The 19,831-nt window shown below is 41.9% G+C and carries 16 protein-coding genes; 1 reads left to right on the top strand and 15 read right to left on the bottom strand.

Annotation, left to right across the window (positions count from 1 at the left end):
* Positions 1 to 293: 293 nt before the first annotated feature.
* From panF to LG34_RS06745, 13 genes are all read right to left on the bottom strand, one after another.
* Positions 294 to 1,775, bottom strand: a complete 1,482-nt coding sequence (gene panF / locus LG34_RS06805) for a sodium/pantothenate symporter (protein WP_109215429.1) — start codon at positions 1,773 to 1,775, stop codon at positions 294 to 296.
* A complete protein-coding gene (locus LG34_RS06800) occupies positions 1,768 to 2,022 on the bottom strand; it encodes a YhdT family protein (RefSeq protein WP_109215428.1) in 255 nt (84 codons plus the stop codon). Before LG34_RS06800 ends, panF begins: the two co-directional genes overlap by 8 nt.
* A 222-nt stretch (positions 2,023 to 2,244) precedes the next feature.
* Entirely contained in the window at positions 2,245 to 2,907 is a 663-nt protein-coding gene (locus LG34_RS06795) for an HAD hydrolase-like protein (RefSeq protein WP_109215427.1), read from the bottom strand.
* A gap of 37 nt (positions 2,908 to 2,944) precedes the next feature.
* Entirely contained in the window at positions 2,945 to 3,775 is an 831-nt protein-coding gene (gene folK, locus LG34_RS06790) for a 2-amino-4-hydroxy-6-hydroxymethyldihydropteridine diphosphokinase (RefSeq protein WP_109215426.1), read from the bottom strand.
* A 136-nt stretch (positions 3,776 to 3,911) separates the two neighbouring features.
* Positions 3,912 to 4,718, bottom strand: a complete 807-nt coding sequence (gene folP / locus LG34_RS06785; RefSeq protein WP_109215425.1) for a dihydropteroate synthase — start codon at positions 4,716 to 4,718, stop codon at positions 3,912 to 3,914.
* Between the two features lie 181 nt (positions 4,719 to 4,899).
* The gene (locus tag LG34_RS06780; RefSeq protein ID WP_109215424.1) at positions 4,900 to 5,544 is read right to left on the bottom strand and encodes an HD domain-containing protein; all 645 of its coding nucleotides are present in this window, start codon (positions 5,542 to 5,544) and stop codon (positions 4,900 to 4,902) included.
* A 206-nt stretch (positions 5,545 to 5,750) separates the two neighbouring features.
* On the bottom strand, positions 5,751 to 7,118 hold the full coding sequence (locus LG34_RS06775) for a bifunctional folylpolyglutamate synthase/dihydrofolate synthase (RefSeq protein WP_158582241.1): 1,368 nt from the start codon (positions 7,116 to 7,118) through the stop codon (positions 5,751 to 5,753).
* Positions 7,115 to 7,669: a 5-formyltetrahydrofolate cyclo-ligase gene (locus LG34_RS06770; protein ID WP_109215422.1), complete on the bottom strand. Its 555-nt coding sequence runs from the start codon at positions 7,667 to 7,669 to the stop codon at positions 7,115 to 7,117. The genes LG34_RS06775 and LG34_RS06770 overlap by 4 nt, the downstream gene beginning before the upstream one ends.
* Before the next feature lie 218 nt (positions 7,670 to 7,887).
* Positions 7,888 to 8,214, bottom strand: a complete 327-nt coding sequence (locus tag LG34_RS06765; RefSeq protein WP_158582240.1) for a rhodanese-like domain-containing protein — start codon at positions 8,212 to 8,214, stop codon at positions 7,888 to 7,890.
* A gap of 95 nt (positions 8,215 to 8,309) precedes the next feature.
* Entirely contained in the window at positions 8,310 to 9,281 is a 972-nt protein-coding gene (locus tag LG34_RS06760; RefSeq protein WP_109215420.1) for an alpha/beta fold hydrolase, read from the bottom strand.
* Positions 9,282 to 9,305: 24 nt separating this feature from the next.
* Positions 9,306 to 10,661, bottom strand: a complete 1,356-nt coding sequence (locus tag LG34_RS06755) for an MFS transporter (RefSeq protein WP_109215419.1) — start codon at positions 10,659 to 10,661, stop codon at positions 9,306 to 9,308.
* A 128-nt stretch (positions 10,662 to 10,789) separates the two neighbouring features.
* Entirely contained in the window at positions 10,790 to 11,476 is a 687-nt protein-coding gene (locus tag LG34_RS06750) for a TetR/AcrR family transcriptional regulator (RefSeq protein ID WP_109215418.1), read from the bottom strand.
* Between the two features lie 305 nt (positions 11,477 to 11,781).
* Positions 11,782 to 13,794, bottom strand: coding sequence for a sodium-translocating pyrophosphatase (locus LG34_RS06745; RefSeq protein WP_109215417.1), 2,013 nt, complete (start codon positions 13,792 to 13,794; stop codon positions 11,782 to 11,784).
* 437 nt (positions 13,795 to 14,231) lie between these two features.
* Between LG34_RS06745 and LG34_RS06740 the strand changes: the two genes are divergently transcribed.
* Positions 14,232 to 15,506 carry a M18 family aminopeptidase gene (locus LG34_RS06740; protein ID WP_109215416.1) on the top strand — a complete coding sequence of 425 codons (1,275 nt, stop codon included), beginning with the start codon at positions 14,232 to 14,234 and terminating at the stop codon, positions 15,504 to 15,506.
* 359 nt (positions 15,507 to 15,865) lie between these two features.
* Here LG34_RS06740 and LG34_RS06735 read toward each other — a convergent pair whose 3' ends face one another.
* Positions 15,866 to 18,106, bottom strand: coding sequence for a DNA gyrase/topoisomerase IV subunit A (locus LG34_RS06735; RefSeq protein ID WP_109215415.1), 2,241 nt, complete (start codon positions 18,104 to 18,106; stop codon positions 15,866 to 15,868).
* Positions 18,107 to 18,288: 182 nt separating this feature from the next.
* Positions 18,289 to 19,831, bottom strand: a 1,543-nt coding sequence (locus LG34_RS06730; RefSeq protein ID WP_109215414.1) for a DNA gyrase/topoisomerase IV subunit B, incomplete at its 5' end; no start/stop codon positions are given.

Raw genomic sequence — 19,831 nt, 5'->3', positions numbered from 1 at the left:
TTCATGTGTTACAGGTAATTTTTTCAAATTTTGCATTCAATTCATTCTTTTTTGTGGATATTGGCTAAAATTTACTATTATGAAGGGCGAAATCAGAGACTCCTTCTGCAACCGCTAATCGCTTGTCGCAGAAGGAGTCTCTGATTTCGCCATTTCAGTAATTATAATATTGCCAATCAATTACTAAAACTTTATAACAGCACTTAATCGTAAATTGGCATATACTATGTAATATCTATTTTTCATAGAAAAGTCTTTCATTTAAACCACACGCTTACCCGTACGTTTCACACCTAAAAATACAATTTCAGCACTTTATCGTCTGTTTTTTTGCCAACTATGGAACCGATCAACATGCAAACCAGTGATACACTGATTCCAATCAAAATCTGATGCAAATTTGCGATTTTTAATCCAAAGAGCATAGTCACACAATAGCATACCGTTCCACCGATAATCGCACTGACAGCTCCGGCTTTGTTCGCTTTTTTCCAGAACATACCAAGCAGGAAAATCCAGAAAAATGCACTTTCCAGTCCACCAAAAGCAAACATATTGATCTTCCAGATTACACTTGGCGGATTGATGGAAATTCCGAAAATAATAAGTCCGATCACCAAAGTACAGATCTGGCTCAGCATAGTTGTTGTTTTCTCAGATACCGCATGTCCTTTTTTCTCTTTCTCATGCATATACACATCTTTTACGATAGAAGATGTGGTACTCAGCAGCAGTGATGAAATGGTGGAAATGGATGCTGCGATCGGTCCAATAATACAAATTCCAGATACCAGCGGTTTTAAGGAACCTGCAATGGCAAGCGGAATGATATTGTCTACGCTGTTTCCGTAATCTGCCAGATTTCCAGTCAACACACCTGCGGATAACACGCCAATAAAGTTCATACCGATATTCATGGCACCAACTACAACGGTTCCCAGAATAATGGCATGATGCAGGGATTTTGTATCTTTGTAACTTAAGCAACGCACTGCTGACTGCGGTAATCCCAATGTAAAGATACCAACCAGCATCCACTGGGAAATATACAGGCTTACCGGCATATTTCCACCGGATAATGGCTCCAGCATCTCCGGCTTGGTCGATGCGATATTATTCATAATTGTCTCGTAACCGCCACCCTGACGGATGATACCAATCATTAGAATTACCATGCCCACAAGCATGACCATGGCACAGATGGCATCTGTAATTGCCACACCACGGAATCCTCCGACAGTTGTGTAGATAACTACTACAAGACCGAATACGATCAGACCGGTCAGATAAGAATATCCCGTTACTGCTTCGAATAATTTTGCGCCACCGACAAACTGTGCCACCATGGTTGCCGCAAAGAAAATAACAATGATAATGGCGGAAATATTTGCCAGCGCATCAGACTGATACCGATGTCTGATCACATCAATGATCGTTACCGCATCAATTTTTCGTGATACCATGGCCATTTTTTTACCAAGAACACCAAGCACCAGCAGTAATGCAGTTACCTGAACCACAGACATATAGATCCATCCAAATCCGACGCTCCATGCCTGTCCCGGTCCGCCGACAAAGGAACTTACGGAACTGTAAGTTGCTACCGTGGTCATCGCCAGTACAAAACCGCCCAGACTGCGGGAACCGATAAAATAATCTTTTACAAAGCCTTCAGAGGCTCTTTTTGCAGATGCGCGGCGCACATAAATACTTACAATCAGCATAATGATCATAAAAATAAACACCGGCATCAATGCCAGAATATTCTTATTCATCTTCATTTTCCTCCTCCAGATCAAAATCTTTGAATACGCGTTTCATCAGATATACAACGACAATAATGGAAAAAATCCAGGTACCGATGCATCCCGTGATGGCCCATAACGGAGTATGGAAAACGGTGATATGTAACTTACTTACCCCAAAACCTGCAACTATCCAGAACACGATAATTGCAATGACTGCCCAAAGGACAGATTTTGCCTCTTTTGCGATCTGCCGCAATTTTTCCTTTCGCTTCATGACGTCCTCCCTTAATTCTGGCTCGTGTCAACGACTCCATTTTTCTTTTTTTATATAAATTGCTGTGATTCTTTCTTCTCTGATTTTCTTATGTACACTCAAACAATTACGAATCCACTTATTCCTGATAACTTTCTTTTTTAAAGAATAATTTCAGAAATATCGTTTGCATACATTTTTCAGTAGATGTAAGAATTCACTTCATTTCAAAATTGTAATACGCTACAGCAATGCTTCTCTGAGTATCTTCTGGTCATCATAAACTGCTACTGCACCGGCACTCAGTAATTCCTCTGCGGTTCCAAATCCATAGCTTACTCCAATACAGTCAATGCCAGCTTCTTTTGCACCATCCGCATCATAATGGGTATCCCCAAGAAGTACGGTTTTCTCTTTTGAAAAATCAGCATACTGCTGTTCCATGCGACGAAATGCCTCTCGCAATACCTGCATTTTCGTATCGATTTTCCCATCGTGGCTTGCTCCCACAACTTCATCCAATTCTGAGATCAGATTAAATTTTTCCAGGATCTGGCGGCACTGTGCCTCCGGCTTGGAAGAAGTGATTACCTGAATATAACCGGCTTCTTGAAAAGCCTGAATCGTCTCGCGTATCCCTTCAAACAATTCACATTCATATACACCAGTCGGAATATAACGCTCCCGGTAACGTGCAATTGCTTCCTCTATCTGATTCTCTTCAAATCCCAGATATTTTCTAAAAGACAGGCGAAATGGCGGTCCGATAAATTTACGGATTTCCTGTTCACCTTCCAGATGAATTCCATAGGGTTCCAGGGCATATTCCAGACATTTTTTCACGCCTTCGTAGGTGTTTGCCATTGTTCCGTCCATGTCCCAGAAAATAAATTTATATTTCTTCATTTACTACTCCAATTACTCTTTTTCTTTATATCAGTACTTATCTGTGTTCTGCCTTTTCCAGCAGTTCCTGACGCAGTTGTGCCACCGTTCTGTGCAATACCGGGTGTACTTTTCCCGGACAAAGCATATTCAATGGTTCCAGTACAAACAGGCGATTCTGCATATCCACATGTGGAATGATCAGATCCGCTTCTGCGATTATTTCATCGTCATAAAAAATAATATCCAGATCGACAGTACGTGGACCCCAGTGAATCAGACGTTCCCGACCAAGTTCTGCTTCGATTTTATTCAATAGATGCAGTAATTCCTGCGGTGTAAATAAAGTCTCCAGTTCTACTGCCCCATTTAAAAATGGCGGCTGATCTGTATAGCCGTAAGGTGCTGTCTCTATCAGATTGGATACTTTTACTTTACGGATTTCTCTACATTCATGCAACAAGTTCACTGCTGCCTGCAAAAACTGCTGCCGTTCCCCGAGATTGGAACCGACAGACAGATACACCTTATGCCAGCCACGACTGATTTCTACGGATACATTTTCCAGTGGCAGACCAATCGGTGCCCATGGTTTCTGAATCTCTAGGTCAAGCTTCTGTAATAAAGGGAATTCCAGCAGCAATGCCTGTGCCATCTGCTCTGCCACAGCCTCGATCAACTTAAAAGTATGTGTCTGCATATACTTTGTCATAAAATGGCAGATTTTTCCATAATCTGTGGAATATTCCAGTTCATCGGAATATCCTGCTGCTCTCGTATCAGTATATAACGTCGCATTGATCAGAAACTTCTGTCCCAGTTTGGTTTCTTCCGAAAATACGCCATGATGCCCGAATACTTCCAGATTTTGTATTTTAATACGATCCATATCGGATTCTTCTCTCCTCTCTGTTTGCATTCCAATGGCTGAATTTTCCACAGCCAGCTTTTTATTTTCATTTTTTCCTGTCTCGAATCTGTATTTTCATCATTACAGGTATCCGAAGACCAATCATCCAGATTTTTTACGCATTCAAAATCGCTTTTGTCATCTGAATAGCCTGTTTATTAGCTTTTATATCATGCACACGCACAAATGCATACCCCTGCTGAACGGCAAATACAGTCGTAACAGCTGTTCCCACAGCACGGTCAGTCACCGGTGTATCAAGCGTCAGTCCAATCACAGATTTACGTGAAGTTCCAAGCAACAACGGATAGCCCAGCTTTTTCAGATCATCCATATATTTAATCGTTGTCAGATTCTGCTCATAAGTTTTTCCAAATCCAACGCCCGGATCCAGAATAATCCTGTCATCTGCGATACCAGCCTTTTTCGCCAGTTCTACGCACTCGGCGGTTTCCTGATACCATTCACTTAAAAAATCGCCATAATCGCTATTGTCGCGATTATGCATCAGGCAACATGCCGCATCTGCTTTTGCGATCACATCTGCCATCTTCGGATCGTATTTCAGTCCCCAGATATCATTGATCAAATCCGCACCGACTGCAATTCCAGCTTCTGCTACCGCACTTTTATAAGTGTCCAGAGATACCGGAACATCAAATCTGGCTTTTACCGCCTCAATGATTGGTGCCACACGGTCAATTTCTTCCTGATCTGTGATCTGTACATGTCCCGGTCTGGTAGATTCTCCACCAATATCGATGATATCTGCTCCCTCTGCCAGCATTTCTTCTGTATGACGCAGTGCAGCATCCATACAATTGAAATTGCCACCATCAGAAAATGAATCCGGGGTCACATTCAAAATGCCCATAATATAAGTCTCATGATCCGTGTCGAAATTTTTCTTTCCTATTATCATTTCTTTCCCTCTACTAAATTGTTATGTTCTTCTTTATTGTCAAAACGTTCCGCAATTTTTCTAGCTGTTTCCCATATCTTCTAAAATCAAATATATCATCGACTATTTCCGTTTTTCTTCACTGTTTTGTATTTTAGCCACTGTTTTCATGTAAAAAATCACATTAGCCCTCACTATAAGTTTACCAGCAAATCGTCTGATTACGTTCTTCTTTCTTCCATTTACAGGAGTCTGATGCCTCACAGAAAAAACAGTTTCTTGAAAGATGATCCGCTCTGCGAATATAGTATTCCATCGTATAAAGCTCTCCTTCATCTTCTTCTCTGCCATGATGCACACCCACGATCTGTAATGTTTCCTTCATCCATTCTGTCGGATATTCAATTTCCATCAACAGTTTTTTTGCAATCCGCACACCGGCAACGCTGTGATGTTCCCCGGTCTCATACTGCGCCACTCTGCCAATATCATGCAACAGACCGGTCACATAAAACTGATCTTTTTTCTCTTGGATGTTATCTGCATTCAGGTATGTTTCCTCTGCATAGTCAACATTGTCATTTTGCATATCTGTCACATGTTGTCCTGCAATTGTCATATTGTTTTCCAGTGCATTGACATGCGCTCTCGTTTCTGTTTTTTGCCAATGGTCTTTCAAATGTGTCCTATATTCATCTTCCAGATACATCATCCATGCCATCCGGCAGACATCCAGCGCATGTGACAGTTCATGATGACAGTACATTCTGTCCTGTTCCATCTCCTGCACACGTTTCTGCAATTGCAAAAATTCCGGGTGTTTCAGTAGTTTTTCCGTAAATTTCATAAATCTTTCTTTTCCTGTTTCTGTGCAACTGTTACTGTTCTGGTGTTATCCATTATCAAATTATTTTTTTCATGCAAATTTACCCATTCCGACTGTCTCTTCCATGCAAAGTTTTAATCTGACTAACCTAATTTTGCAATCAATGCTACTCAAATTGTCTACACGAACTAATTTACTTATGTGATTTTTATCCTAACACCAGTAGTTTATTTTTCACTCTCATATGTATTACACACATCCCTCAGATATGACAGAGAACCAAAAGCCAGTATCATATCCTCTTTCTGCGCATCCCGTAAAGCATATAATACCGCATCCTGGATATTTTCACAATATTGTGCGTGAATATTTTGTCTCAAAAGTTGCTTTTCCAGCTCTTTTCCGTCCAATGCACGGGGATTCTTTGGTGTCACTGTATACACATGATCTCCCGGCTGAAACATCATTGCAATCATTTTTTCATAATCTTTGTCCGCCAGAACGCCCATAATATATACGATTCTACGCTCAGAAAAACCATCGTCCAATGTTTTTCTCAGTTTGCGCACTGCATCTTCATTGTGTGCCCCATCCAGATAGAAATCCGGTTCCGTTCCAATTTGTTCCATACGACCGTGCCAGGTGGTATGTGAAAGTCCCTGTTGAATCACAGTTTCTGTGATTTTCGGATACTTTTTCTGTAAAATATGCAATATATTTAACACACAGACCGCATTTTCTACCTGAAATGCACCACAGAGAGACAGGTTAACCGTAATGCATGGGGAATCACTTGCTGACTCGTCTTTCCGAATATTATTTTTTACAGTATCCGCTGCAATACATACCTTATTACTATTCATCGGTGTTTTCCACTCAAACGCATACCGGCCACCTATTTGTGTCACATTCTGGACCTGCGTGGCATCCGCAAGAAACAGTTCTGCCTGCATTTCTTCTGCTTTCCTTTTAATGACTTCCATTGCCTCCGGTTTCTGCTGCATGGTAACTATCGGCACCTGCGATTTGATAATGCCGCTTTTTACAGTTGCGATCTCTGCCAGTGAGTTTCCAAGGAAACGGATGTGATCCATACTGATGGATGTCAACACGCTGACCAGTGGCTTTCTGATCAGATTGGTCGCATCTGTCGCACCGCCCATTCCGACTTCCAGCAATGCAATATCACATTTTTCCTCATAAAACCATAAAAAAGCTGCCGCGGTTTCCACCTCAAACCGGGTAGGATGTGCCTTTCCCTGTGCCACCAGTTTCTCACAGGCCGCTTTTACCTTGGTAAAAAGCTGTGCCAGCCGCTCTTTTTTTATATTTATACCATTCATCTGAAATTCATCTTCATAAGCAAATACATCCGGCGTGCAGAATCTTCCCACACGATATCCGGATTCTGTCAGGACCTGTGAAAGCATAGCGCCCACAGAACCTTTTCCGTTTGTACCGCCGATATGCACCAGTGGAATTTCATCCTGTATATTGCCAAGTTCTGCCATCAGATTCTGAATGCTGGTCAAACCTAACTGACTGCCATATTTTTTTGTTTCTTCCAGAAAATCCATTGCTTCTATATAATTCATTGCCTTTTCCATACTCCTTTTTCTGTCACGAGATATTCCATAGGAAGATCATTTTCTTCTGTTGGCAGTTGATCCGCCACCTGCAGTTCATAAGCCACTCCTACTTTTACACAATCTGTTTTTCCTTCAAAAAACCGGTCATAGTAGCCTTTGCCATATCCCATACGGCTACCCTGACGGTCAAAAGCTACTCCCGGCACAAGCACCAGAGCTTCTTCCCAATCAATTGGATTTGTCTCCACCGGTTCCATCACATGAAAAGTACCTTCCTCCAGTTGTGAAAAACTGCTGATTTCAAAATATCGCATTGTTTCTCCAAATACTTTCGGGAAAGCAATCCGTTTCTGCTGCCGCCAGCCTTCTTCCATCACCGGACAGATATCTACTTCATTTCCAAGCGGCGCATATACCAGCATTTTTTCTGCCTGCTGAAATAAATTGCTTGAAATGATATTCTGGCAGATTCGATCTGATTTTTCTTTTACTTCCATCTCGCTCATTTTATTTCGCAGCATCTTATACTGTTTTCTGATTTCTTTCTTTTCCATCATTTTCAGCTCTCATTCTATATCATGACTCCTCGCGTTCCTGCTAATTATCTCTTCATACTATAATATATTTTCTTTCCGCAAATCACAATACAAATGCGGCATAATATCATTTTTTTGATATTATGCCGCATTTGTAAATTAATTTAACAATTATTAGCACTTATTTCAAATTTTCTTGGAAGCTTCTGTTATATTTTTACATAGCCTCAAATTACTATTTATTTCAGCTTCTTCAATGAGCCTTCATGTTCTTCCATTCTTCCACCCGGAATTGCATTTTCATATCCCATTTTTTTCAATTTTTTCGCAGCTTTTTTTGGATCATTATCATAGCTTCCAACGATATAAATCTTCTTTTCCTTATCCGGCACACGTTTTTCGATCAGTTCTAACTGCATCATTGGAATATTGATACTGCCACTGATATATCCCCGTTTATATACATCCTTGGCACGAACATCAATCAGCACTGCATTTTTATCTGTTCTTGACTCATTGATAGCATCATTTACCGTTAAAACCTTAAATCGATCAAAAATCCCCATTTTTTGTTTCTCCTTCGCTTTGTTATGTCTTTCTATGCTGTTTCGCATATTCTTGCATGTAAAACAGTATATAGCGATTAAAAAAATCTAACAAGTTATTTCTGAAAAAATTCCAGCACTGTATTCACATACCTGTCCATCGTCTCATCATCGCTGCTATAGGTTTCATGCTTAGTTCCCGGCAGATAGAGATATTCACAGTCAGCCACACCGTTCTTTTTAATCTTATCCGCAAATTTCTGTATTTCACTTGTCCACACATAATCGTCCTGCTCTGCCTGAACGATCAGCATCGGGGCTGTATACGTTTTCCAAGCATGATGCATCAGGTAAGTGTTCATCTTTGCAGCATTTGCCAACCAGCCATAAGATGCCGCACAGATCTGCATCTCTTTTGTTGCTTTTCTGCGTTCGTTAAACCGGGTAAATCTCGCCTTTGATGTTGACGCACTAGTCTCAAACGTTTCGCTGGCATCATAAGGTTTCTGTCCCATGACATAATGCTCTGCTTTTCCAATCAGACACTGAAGCGTTGATACGGATGCAGAAATCCCCCAGGGAACATTTGCGGTATGCGGCCGGATCATCGGTGAATTCAAAATCACATGTGCAAACCACTCTGGCTTCCATGATACTGCAATCGCTCCAATCGCCCCTCCCATCGAATGGGCAAACAGATTGAACGGCAAATCCGGATATTCCTTTTTTGCCATCTGACAAACCTTCAGAAAATCTCTGACATAACGTTTCCATGTATCAATATGTACCAGCGAAGAATCTTCTGTCAGACGATAGCTCCATCCATGTCCGCAATGTTCCGCCAGATACACATGATACCCAGCCTGCAAAAAGTAATAGACCAGTTCATCATATTTCGGATAAGATTCCGTAAATCCATGACAGATCATGATTACGCCTTTTGGGGTGTCTGCCTCATAACGCATCACATGCAATTTTCCTGTTGCATCAGAACTGTCTGTGTACCCACTTTTACATCGTTGTTTCAAATATAGCTCCACCGTTTCCTTCATCGTTACATCATAATTTATTTCCTGTATAATTTCCATAGTGTTATTCCTTTTCATATAAGATTATTTCCCGCTAATAATCCCGTTAATTCTTTTTTCATTATAAAACGCAAGGATAATACCGCCAACACAGCAAAATACTGCTGCTCCAAATGCTGCGACTCGATAACCGGTTCCGTTTCCCGCTCCAATCGTAGAAACAGCTGTAAAAATCAGCATGGAAAGGCTCTGCCCAAGTTTAAATGCAAAGGTTCTTGCTGCATAAAACATGCCTTCCCGGTTGCTTCCGGAAGTTATAGCATCACTCTGTGCGATATCTGCAACAACTGCCTGCGGGAGAATTCCGAAAATTGCCATCGGCAGCGCTGCTGCAACCATAAGAATCAGTCCCTGTACGTTTTCCGATATCAAAGAAATTTTTCCCATAAAACCGGTATAAAAATAAGCCAGACTGAATACCACAAATGCAAACAGAATCATCTTTTTCTTTCCGATCTTCAGTGTCAGCTTATTAACCGGTATATAAAATACCAGAGACAATGCAGTCATTCCAACAAAATAAATCGTTGTCATTGTCTCCGGAAGACGTAACAGACTGGTCACAAAAAACGGAAGTCCGGTCTGGAACATGGTCAGTGCAATCCAGTAAAAAATATCAGATCCGACAAATTTGCGAAATTCCCCATTTTTAAATGTTTCCACAAGAGAACGGAATGCGGATTCTTTTGCCGGAGCCGTATTGACATACTCTTTTTCCTTGATACAAAATACCGGAACAAGCATACAGATAAATGCAATCACTGCCATAATCGTAAAAGTCACACGAATTGCCCCGACTCTTCCAAACGCCGGAATAAACATGCCCCAGATCGTCGGTGCCAGATAAGCGACTGCAGTTCCTGCAATAAATGTAAAAGAAATCACTGTGGAAATATTCAGACGCTCCTGCTGCGTATGTCCGAGTTCCGGAATCAGCGCATTATAAGGTGTGCAATATGCCGTAATTGATAAATAATATGCCAGAATCATAATTAATAAAAATACTGCATTGATCCGGCTGTTTTTATTCACCGGTGACCAGAACACCAACACCGTGGAAAGTGCCAGGGGCAGGGATGCCCATTTCAAAAACGGAATTCTTCGACCGTGTTTCGAGGTACACCGGTCGGATAACGATGCGATCATCGGATCGGTAAACGCATCAAAAATACGTCCGAACGCGGTAATTCCTCCGATAATCGTAAAAATACCAAATACCACCAGTCCCTGTGGAATAAATACCGTCTGTCCCTGACTGATTGCTACCTGATCCGGCTGATAAAAGTATACCAGCCAGTTTGAAATAATTCCTGACAGCATTGCCCAGCCAAACTGACCTGCTGCAAACTGCCATATTTTTGCCGTTGAAAGTTTCTTCATAATAATACCGTCTCCTTTTCTATCTTATCTTTTCTCATGATTCATCATAAAAAAATTTAAACTACATTATTTATCTGTTATTCTATAATGGAATAACCCCTCCAACCATCTCCAAAGTCCACACAGCATCATTCATAATCAGAACCATTCTGTGTCAGTCCCTTCAAAATCAACCTTGTCATCACCTGAAGCTGTACGTTTCCTTCTACCATCTGATCTGAAGTTAAAATGTCTCCTCCCACTGCCAGTTTTTCCATCAGTGACAACAGGGTATGTGTCAGTGAAAAATACATTTCATCTACCGAACAGGAAAAAGTAAGACTCCGATCTTCCAGCCCTGTTTCCAGTGCATTTGTCACATATGGTTTCAACTTCAAAATGCCATCTTCGTAATCAGACAGACCTTCTTTGGAAATCTCATATTTTTTTACAAACACATCAAATTCCTGTAAAAATTTCAAAAATGCTTTCTCTTCTTCAAAAATCCGGCAGAAAATATGTAAAATCTGTTCCAAACGCTGATAACCGCTCCACTTCTTTAAAGAAACAGATTCCGCTCTTTCCAGCTCTGTCAGATATTTTCCTGCCACCTGTTCCCAGTAGTGTCCCGCAGTTTCAATCACCAGTTCGATTTTCGTAGAAAAATAACGATATACCGTCGCAGCACCCACACCGGCATGTTTCGCAATTTCTTCTATTGAAGTGTCTTCGATACATTTTTTCTCAAACAAGGTTATCGATGCCGTCAGAATCTGCTTTCTTTTCTGCTGTGCCTGTCGTTCTCTTGTGCTGAGTGCTATTTTATCTCCACTCATATGTTTATCACCTTCTTTTATGATAGTAATACTATCACTTTTATCCTTATTTTACAATATAATTCTACAATCATTTTATTTTTTATATATTTTTACCAATTCCAAACCTTTTCTGATATATCTGCCAAAATAATTCGTAAACTACTTACAATAACGTCCCGGCTGTTTTTTATATAGCTTTGTACAACAAAAAGAGAACCTCCGATTCCTGCCTGAGACAGGAACCGGAGGTTCTCTCTTCTTATCCAATATTTATTTCATCAAACACATATGAATATTCTTCGTCAACGATCTATTATCTTATCTTAGAAAAATAACAGTCCACCAACCTGTAAGAACAGTGGGGCGAATACTAATGACACGATTGTCATAAGTTTGATCAGGATATTGATGGAAGGACCTGATGTATCCTTGAACGGATCACCTACAGTATCACCAACAACGGCTGCTTTGTGCGGCTCGCTTCCTTTTCCACCATGATTTCCACCCTCGATGAATTTCTTAGCGTTGTCCCATGCTCCACCGGCGTTAGCCATGAAGATAGCCATCATAACACCAGTAACCAGAGCACCTGCAAGCAGACCACCAAGAGCTTCTGTACCAAGCAGGAGACCAACGACAATCGGAACAACGATTGCAAGAACACCCGGAACGATCATCTCTTTTAAGGATGCCTGTGTAGAGATACCTACGCAAGTTTTGTAATCCGGTTTGCTTGTTCCCTCAAGGATTCCTTTGTCAGCTCTGAACTGACGACGAACTTCCTCGATCATTTTGTAAGCAGCTTTGGAAACTGCTTCCATTGTGATGGATGAGAACAGGAATGGTAACATGGCACCGATGAACAGACCAGCGATAACAACCGGGTTCAGGATACTGATACCGGACTCCATCAGATTAACTGCTTCTGCATAACTTACGAAAAGTGCAAGAGCTGTCAGAGCTGCGGAACCGATAGCAAAACCTTTACCGATAGCTGCTGTTGTGTTACCTACAGAATCCAGAGAGTCTGTGATGTCACGAACGCTCTCATCCAGACCGGACATCTCTGCAATACCACCTGCATTATCTGCGATCGGACCATATGCATCAACGGCTACTGTGCTTCCTGTTGTAGCAAGCATACCTACGGCTGCAAGAGCGATACCGTATACACCAGCCATCATGAAAGCTACGATAATTGCAACTGCGATCAGAACAACCGGTAATGCACAGGACTGCATACCAACTGCAAGACCACTGATGATATTTGTAGCAGATCCTGTCTCAGACTGATCTGCGATTTTCTGTACATGTCTGTAATGATCAGATGTATACCACTCTGTGATTTTACCGATCAGCAGACCAACAATCAGACCTGCAACGATTGCAACAAACGGTTTCATAGAACCAAGCATAACTTTGGAAAGAATTGCAGCGAGCACGATTGTGATCACATAAGAAACATTCTCACCAGTGTTCAGTGCTTTCTGCGGATTCACACCATCTTTACCACGTACAAAGAAAATACCGATGATAGAAGCGATGATTCCAACTGCGGAAAGTACTAACGGATAGAAAGCTGCTCCAATGGTTCCTGCTGCTCCGATGTAAGATGTAGATGCTGCAATACCAAGTGTGATTGCAGAAATGATAGAACCTACATAAGACTCGAAAAGGTCAGCTCCCATACCAGCAACGTCACCTACGTTGTCACCTACGTTATCAGCGATAACGGCCGGGTTACGAGGATCATCTTCCGGGATACCAGCTTCTACTTTACCAACAAGGTCAGCTCCAACGTCAGCAGCTTTTGTATAGATACCACCACCAACACGGGCAAATAAAGCAACGAAAGAAGCACCGAGACTGAAGCCGAACAGGATGGATGCGTTTCCTGTCAGAACATAAATGATGCTGACACCAAACAGACCAAGTCCAACTACACAAAGTCCCATAACTGCACCGCCACGGAATGCAACGGATAAAGCAGCTGCCATACCTTTCTCTTTTGCAGCATTTGCTGTTCTGACATTTGCTCTTGTAGCAACTGTCATACCACAGAAACCAGCAATAATAGAGAAGAAAGCTCCAATTAAGAAACAAATAGCTGTTGTCCAGCCAATTGCAAATCCTACTGCCACGAATACAATGACAATAATGATTGCGAGAATTTTGTACTCAGCGAATAAGAACGCGCGAGCACCTTCATGGATTGCTGCTGCAATTTCTTTCATACGGTCTGTACCTTCAGACTGTTTTTTTACATTGGCAGCTAATCCTGCGGCAACCAATAAAGCAATGATGCCGATGATTGGAATAATAATAGTCCAAGTCATGATGTATTAACTCTCCCTTCAATAGTCATAAAGTATGTTCTAACTTCCATACTTCATTGTGAATAACTAATCTCCGCAACTTTCATATTTCATGCCATACATTCTTATTTCATATCAAAAATGATGCCATGTCTATAAAAGCCTGCAAAAATTGTCTAGGCATTATACTAGCATATGCAAAATAGGCTTGTCAACGATTGTTATGCAATTATCAATCTGTTCTGTGCAAATCCAACTATTTTACCTTTGATATCACCATTCTTTTCGTCATTATTCCATATGCTTTTTCCGCTTTTTTCCACATTTTTTCAAGAATCACTATTTTTCATAATAAATCAGATTCAATTTCATTTTCCATAAATGTATGTTTTATGCTACAATAATGCATGGCATTTTTAATGCTTTATTACTAATTATATTATTCGAGGTGAATGTTTATGCAGTCAGATATTGCAACAGAATTAATACAGTTTATAAAGACAAGTCCATCTGCTTTTCATGCAGTAGATACGATGAAAAAAGAGTTCCTGGCAAATGGATTTACAGCCCTGGAAGAAAACGAGCGCTGGAGTCTGAAAGCCGGCGGACAATATTTTGTCACTCGAAACGACTCTTCCATCATTGCTTTTTCCATCCCGGAAAATGGATTTGACGGCATGCGTATCATGGCCAGCCACAGCGACTCTCCTTCCTTTAAAATCAAGGAAAATCCGGAAATAGAAGTGGAAAAACAATATATCAAACTCAACGTGGAACGCTACGGTGGCATGATTTTTGCACCTTGGTTTGACCGTCCGCTTTCTGTAGCTGGACGTCTGATCCTCAAAAATCCTTCCACCGGGAAACTGGAAAGTAAACTGGTCAATGTAGACCGTGATCTGGTCATGATACCCAACCTGGCCATCCATATGAACAGGGAAGTAAACAGCGGCTATAAATATAATGCACAAAAAGACATGCTTCCGCTTTACGGTATGAGTACAGCAAAGGACACCTTTATGGAAACAATCGCTCAGGCAGCAAATGTGTCTGTCAACGATATTCTCGGACACGATCTCTTCTTATATAACAGAGAATCTGCCAGCATCTGGGGAGCCAATGAGGAATTCATTTCCGCTCCGCAACTCGATGATCTGCAATGTGCATTTTCATCCATGAAAGGTTTCTTGTACGGAGGAAAAAACAATTTTCTTGCTTTACATTGTGTATTTGATAACGAAGAGGTCGGAAGCGGCACCAAACAGGGAGCTGCGTCTACTTTTTTACGTGATACCCTGCAGCGTATCCATGAAGTATTAGGCTATGACAGAGAGGATTACCGCATTCATCTGGCTAACAGCCTGATGCTCTCCGCTGACAATGCTCACGCAGTTCATCCAAATCACACTGATATGGCCGATCCAACCAACCGTCCTTATCTCAATAACGGTATTGTGATTAAATTCAATGCCAACCAGAAGTACTGTACAGACGCCGTATCAGCAGCTATGTTTCGTGATATCTGTAATCAGGCTGATGTTCCGGTTCAGACCTTTACCAACCGCTCTGATATCGCCGGCGGATCCACACTTGGAAATATCTCCAACACACAGGTTGCATTAAATACCGTAGATATTGGACTGCCACAGCTGGCTATGCACTCACCATACGAAACAGCCGGTGTCAAAGATACCGAGTACCTCGTACAGGCTGCACAGGAATTCTTCAATTAAATTCCTGTTTAGGTAAATTTGGTGGCTAAACGTGAGGTATCGAAGACGAAATTAAGTCACCAAACTTGCCTGCACACTGCGCCGCGCGAGAATTTACACAATAACAATATTTCTGTTACGACTCGCGCATAATTTACACAATAAAAACGCACCTGAAGTTCAATAGATCATTCCGGTATCTTTCGGTTAGGAAGTGTTTCCAGAAGATAAAAGGTCGTCCAGCGGATTACACATTATTTGAAGCACTATACATGCTCATAAACAATAAATATGTAAGAAAAGATGAACAGTCTTATCATGATTGAGTGAAACTCCTCCAGTTGGACTATTCATCTTTTTTGCTTTCACCTAAACAGGAATTACTTCTTCACGCCCCGCGTATCACGGTTTGCGATTCTCAGCCGGTTCAGATGAACGGCTTTTTCTTTGATCATGATAATCTGTTCTTCTTCTCCCGTCAACTGCCATACTGCCGTAAGCAATTCGCCATCGGTCATGCGCATGCCGCGCACACCGACCGCTCCTTTTTTCTTCTCCGGGATATCTTCTGTGGCAAAACGCAGGAAATAGTTTTTCTGTGACTGAAGTACCATTGTAGACTCCGGCTCCGCCACTGCCAGATACAGAATCTTATCGTTTTCCTGCAGTTTTGTGGCTGCAGTGGTTCTCTTTGATACGTCAAATTCGCTGCCGGATACCACTTTACACATAGACTGTTCTGTCACAAACAGCAGTTTTTTATCCATGATATGCTCCAGAGCCATGACAGAGATAATGTTCTCACTGCTGCTGTCATAATTACTGATATTATCCACCGGAATTCCTTTATCACGAAATTTTCCATATGGAATATCAGCAACTTTTACCAGATGCATCTGACCATTATCCGTAAACAGACAGATTTTTCCGTCACTCATGCACGGAACAATCTGTTTATTCTCACTGTCTGCTGCTTCCTTGTTTCGCTCATATACAGAATTGTCCACAGTTTTCACATAACCGAAGCGATCCATCAACAATACAACCGGCACCGCTTCTGCCTCTTTTTCTTTGTATACAGCAACTTTTCCGTTTTCGATCACAGTCAGTCGTGGATGGGAAAATTCTTTTTTCAGTGCTTTCAGCTCTTTGATGATGACTTTTGCCATTGCCGCGCGGCTTCCAAGGATTTCCTGATACAGTGCAATGTTTTTCAGTGTCTCCTCATGTTCTGCCATCAGGGCTTCGATCTCCAGTCCGATCAGCTTGTACAGACGCATTTCCAAAATGGCAGTCGCCTGACGCTCGGAAAAATGAAGCATGGAAGCTGTCTTTTCGGAAAGTTTAGATTTGAATTTGATTCCTTCCGTCTCTCCGGTGATCAGGCATTTTTTCGCCTGTTTGATATTTTTGCTTCCGCGCAGGATTTCGATGATCAGATCAATGACATCACAGGCCTTGATCAGACCTTCCTGAATCTCACACTTGTCCTGTTCTTTTTTCAACAGTGTTGTATACTTGCGGGTTGCAAGCTCATACTGAAACTGTACGTTGTGACGGATCACGGACACCAGTCCCATGGTCTCCGGTTTGCCATTTGCTACGGCCAACATGTTTACGCCAAAAGTATCTTCCAGTCGTGTCTTCTTATATAAAAGGTTGCACAAGTTCTGCGCATCGGCTCCTTTTTTCAGATCAATGACGATACGGATACCTGCCTTGGAAGACTGGTTGGAAATATCCACAATATCGGATGTTTTTTTCGTCTCAACCAGACTGTATACATCATTCAGGAATTTACCGATATTTGCGCCGATCATGGTGTATGGGATCTCGGTAATAACGATACGCTCTTTTCCGCCTTTTATCGGCTCGATCTCTACTTTTCCACGCAGTTTGATTTTGCCGTTTCCGGATTCATAAATAGAAACCAGTTCGTCTTTGTTGATGACGATTCCGCCTGTCGGGAAATCCGGTCCCGGAATGTACTCCATCATTTCTTCTGTGGTGATATCCGGATTTTTCATATATGCGATCACGCCGTCAATGATTTCACCCAGATTGTGCGGCGGAATGCTGGTCGCCATACCTACCGCAATGCCCTCTGCACCGTTGATCAGAATGTTTGGCACTTTTACCGGAAGTACGGAAGGTTCCTTCTCTGTCGCATCAAAGTTCGGGATAAAATCTACCACATCTTTGTCTAAATCTGCCAGATACGCCTGCTGCGTGATTTTCTGCAGACGTGCCTCGGTATAACGCATTGCTGCGGCGCCATCACCTTCGATGGAGCCAAAGTTTCCGTGTCCATCCACCAACGGCATACCATATTTGAAGTCCTGCGCCATAACGACCAGGGCTCCATAAATAGAACTGTCACCATGCGGATGATATTTACCCATGGTATCGCCGACTATACGCGCACACTTACGATACGGGCGGTCATAGCGGATGCCCAGCTCGTGCATATCATACAGCGTTCTGCGCTGTACCGGCTTTAATCCGTCCCGCACATCCGGCAGGGCACGGGCAATAATAACACTCATTGCATAGTCAATATATGATTTTTGCATGATCTCCGAATACTCAGTCCTGATAATCTGCTCTCTGTTTTCTGCCATGTTTTTCTCCTACAATCATCATTCAGGGTTCGCCTGCGAATCCTGATCCAAATCAGAAGATACTTATTTTTCTGATCTGGACTTTTTATTCTTTTCATTTATCGGATATTTGTAAAATCTGCTTCCATTATTATCAGATATCAATTCTACATTGCTTACTTGCAATTTCGTCACTTCATTTATTAGATATCTAATTCTGCATCGTTAGCATGCTCATAAATAAATGCTTTTCGTGGCGGTACATCCGTCCCCATCAGCATTTCTGTCACATCCGATGCCATACGTCCATCCTCAATCTCTACTTTTTTCAGCATACGTGTCTCCGGATCCAGCGTTGTCTCCCAGAGCTGTTCTGCATCCATCTCGCCCAGACCTTTGTAACGCTGCAATGTGAAACTTCCGGTGTGCGTCTTGCGGTAACGCTCCAGTGCCGCATCATCATAAAGATATTCTTCTTTTCCCTTTGACGGAATCACTTTATAAAGTGGCGGCATCGCAATGTATACATGCCCCTCAAAAATCAGTTCCGGCATAAAGCGATAGAACAGGGTCAGAAGCAATGTGGAAATATGCGCACCATCCACGTCGGCATCTGCCATAATAACGATCTTGTCATAACGCAATTTGGAAATATCGAAATCGTTGCCGTATCCCTCGGAAAAACCGCATCCAAACGCATTGATCATGGTCTTGATCTCCGCATTGGCCAGCACTTTATCAATACTTGCTTTCTCAACATTCAAAATTTTTCCACGGATTGGAAGAATCGCCTGGAAATTACGATCGCGGGCAGTCTTTGCGGAACCACCGGCAGAATCTCCCTCGACGATGAAAATCTCACATTTGGAAGCATCCCTGCTCTCACAGTTTGCCAGTTTTCCGTTGGAATCAAAAGAAAATTTCTGCTTTGTCAGCAAGTTTGTCTTTGCCTTTTCTTCTGTCTTACGGATTTTTGCCGCTTTCTCCGCGCAGGATAATACTATTTTCAGTGTCTCCAGATTTTTGTCAAAAAACAGCTGAATCTCGTCACCGGTTACCTTCGCCGTAATACGGGAGGCATCCTGATTGTCCAGTTTTGTCTTGGTCTGTCCCTCAAAACGCGGATCCGGATGTTTGATGGAAATGACCGCCGTCATACCGTTACGCACATCTGCACCGGTGAAATTTGCATCCTTTTCCTTCAAAATTCCAAGTTGGCGGGCATATTGATTCATAACGGTTGTAAAAATCGTCTTGAAACCGGTAATATGCGTGCCGCCCTCTGCATTGTAAATATTGTTGCAGAATCCCATGATATTCTCATGAAATTCATTCGTATACTGAAAAGCCGCCTCTACGGTAATACCTTCGCTCTCACCCTTGAAATAAACCACATCATGAAGCACTTCCGCCTTTTTGTTCAGATCGCGGACAAAGCCGATGATTCCTTCCTCTTCATGATACACGATATGCTCCGGTTCTTCTCCGCGAAGATCCTCATATATAATTGTCAGCTTTGGATTCAGATAAGCTGTCTCATGCAGACGGCTTTTTACCTCATCCTCCTTAAACCGTGTTTTTTCAAAAATCTCCGGATCCGGAAGAAAATTGATTTTTGTTCCTGTTTTTTTTGTTTTTCCAATAATCGGTAATAAACCATCTACCAGTGGCTCCACTGCCACACCACGCTCATATCTGTCATGGTGAATTGCTCCGTCTCTGCTGATCTGCACATCCAGATAGGTA

The sequence above is a fragment of the Eubacterium ramulus genome, from assembly GCF_003122485.1.
Lineage (GTDB): Bacteria > Bacillota > Clostridia > Lachnospirales > Lachnospiraceae > Eubacterium_I > Eubacterium_I ramulus_A.
The sequence above is the reverse complement of the archived record's forward strand: the minus strand, read 5'-3'. Positions and strand labels throughout refer to the sequence as shown.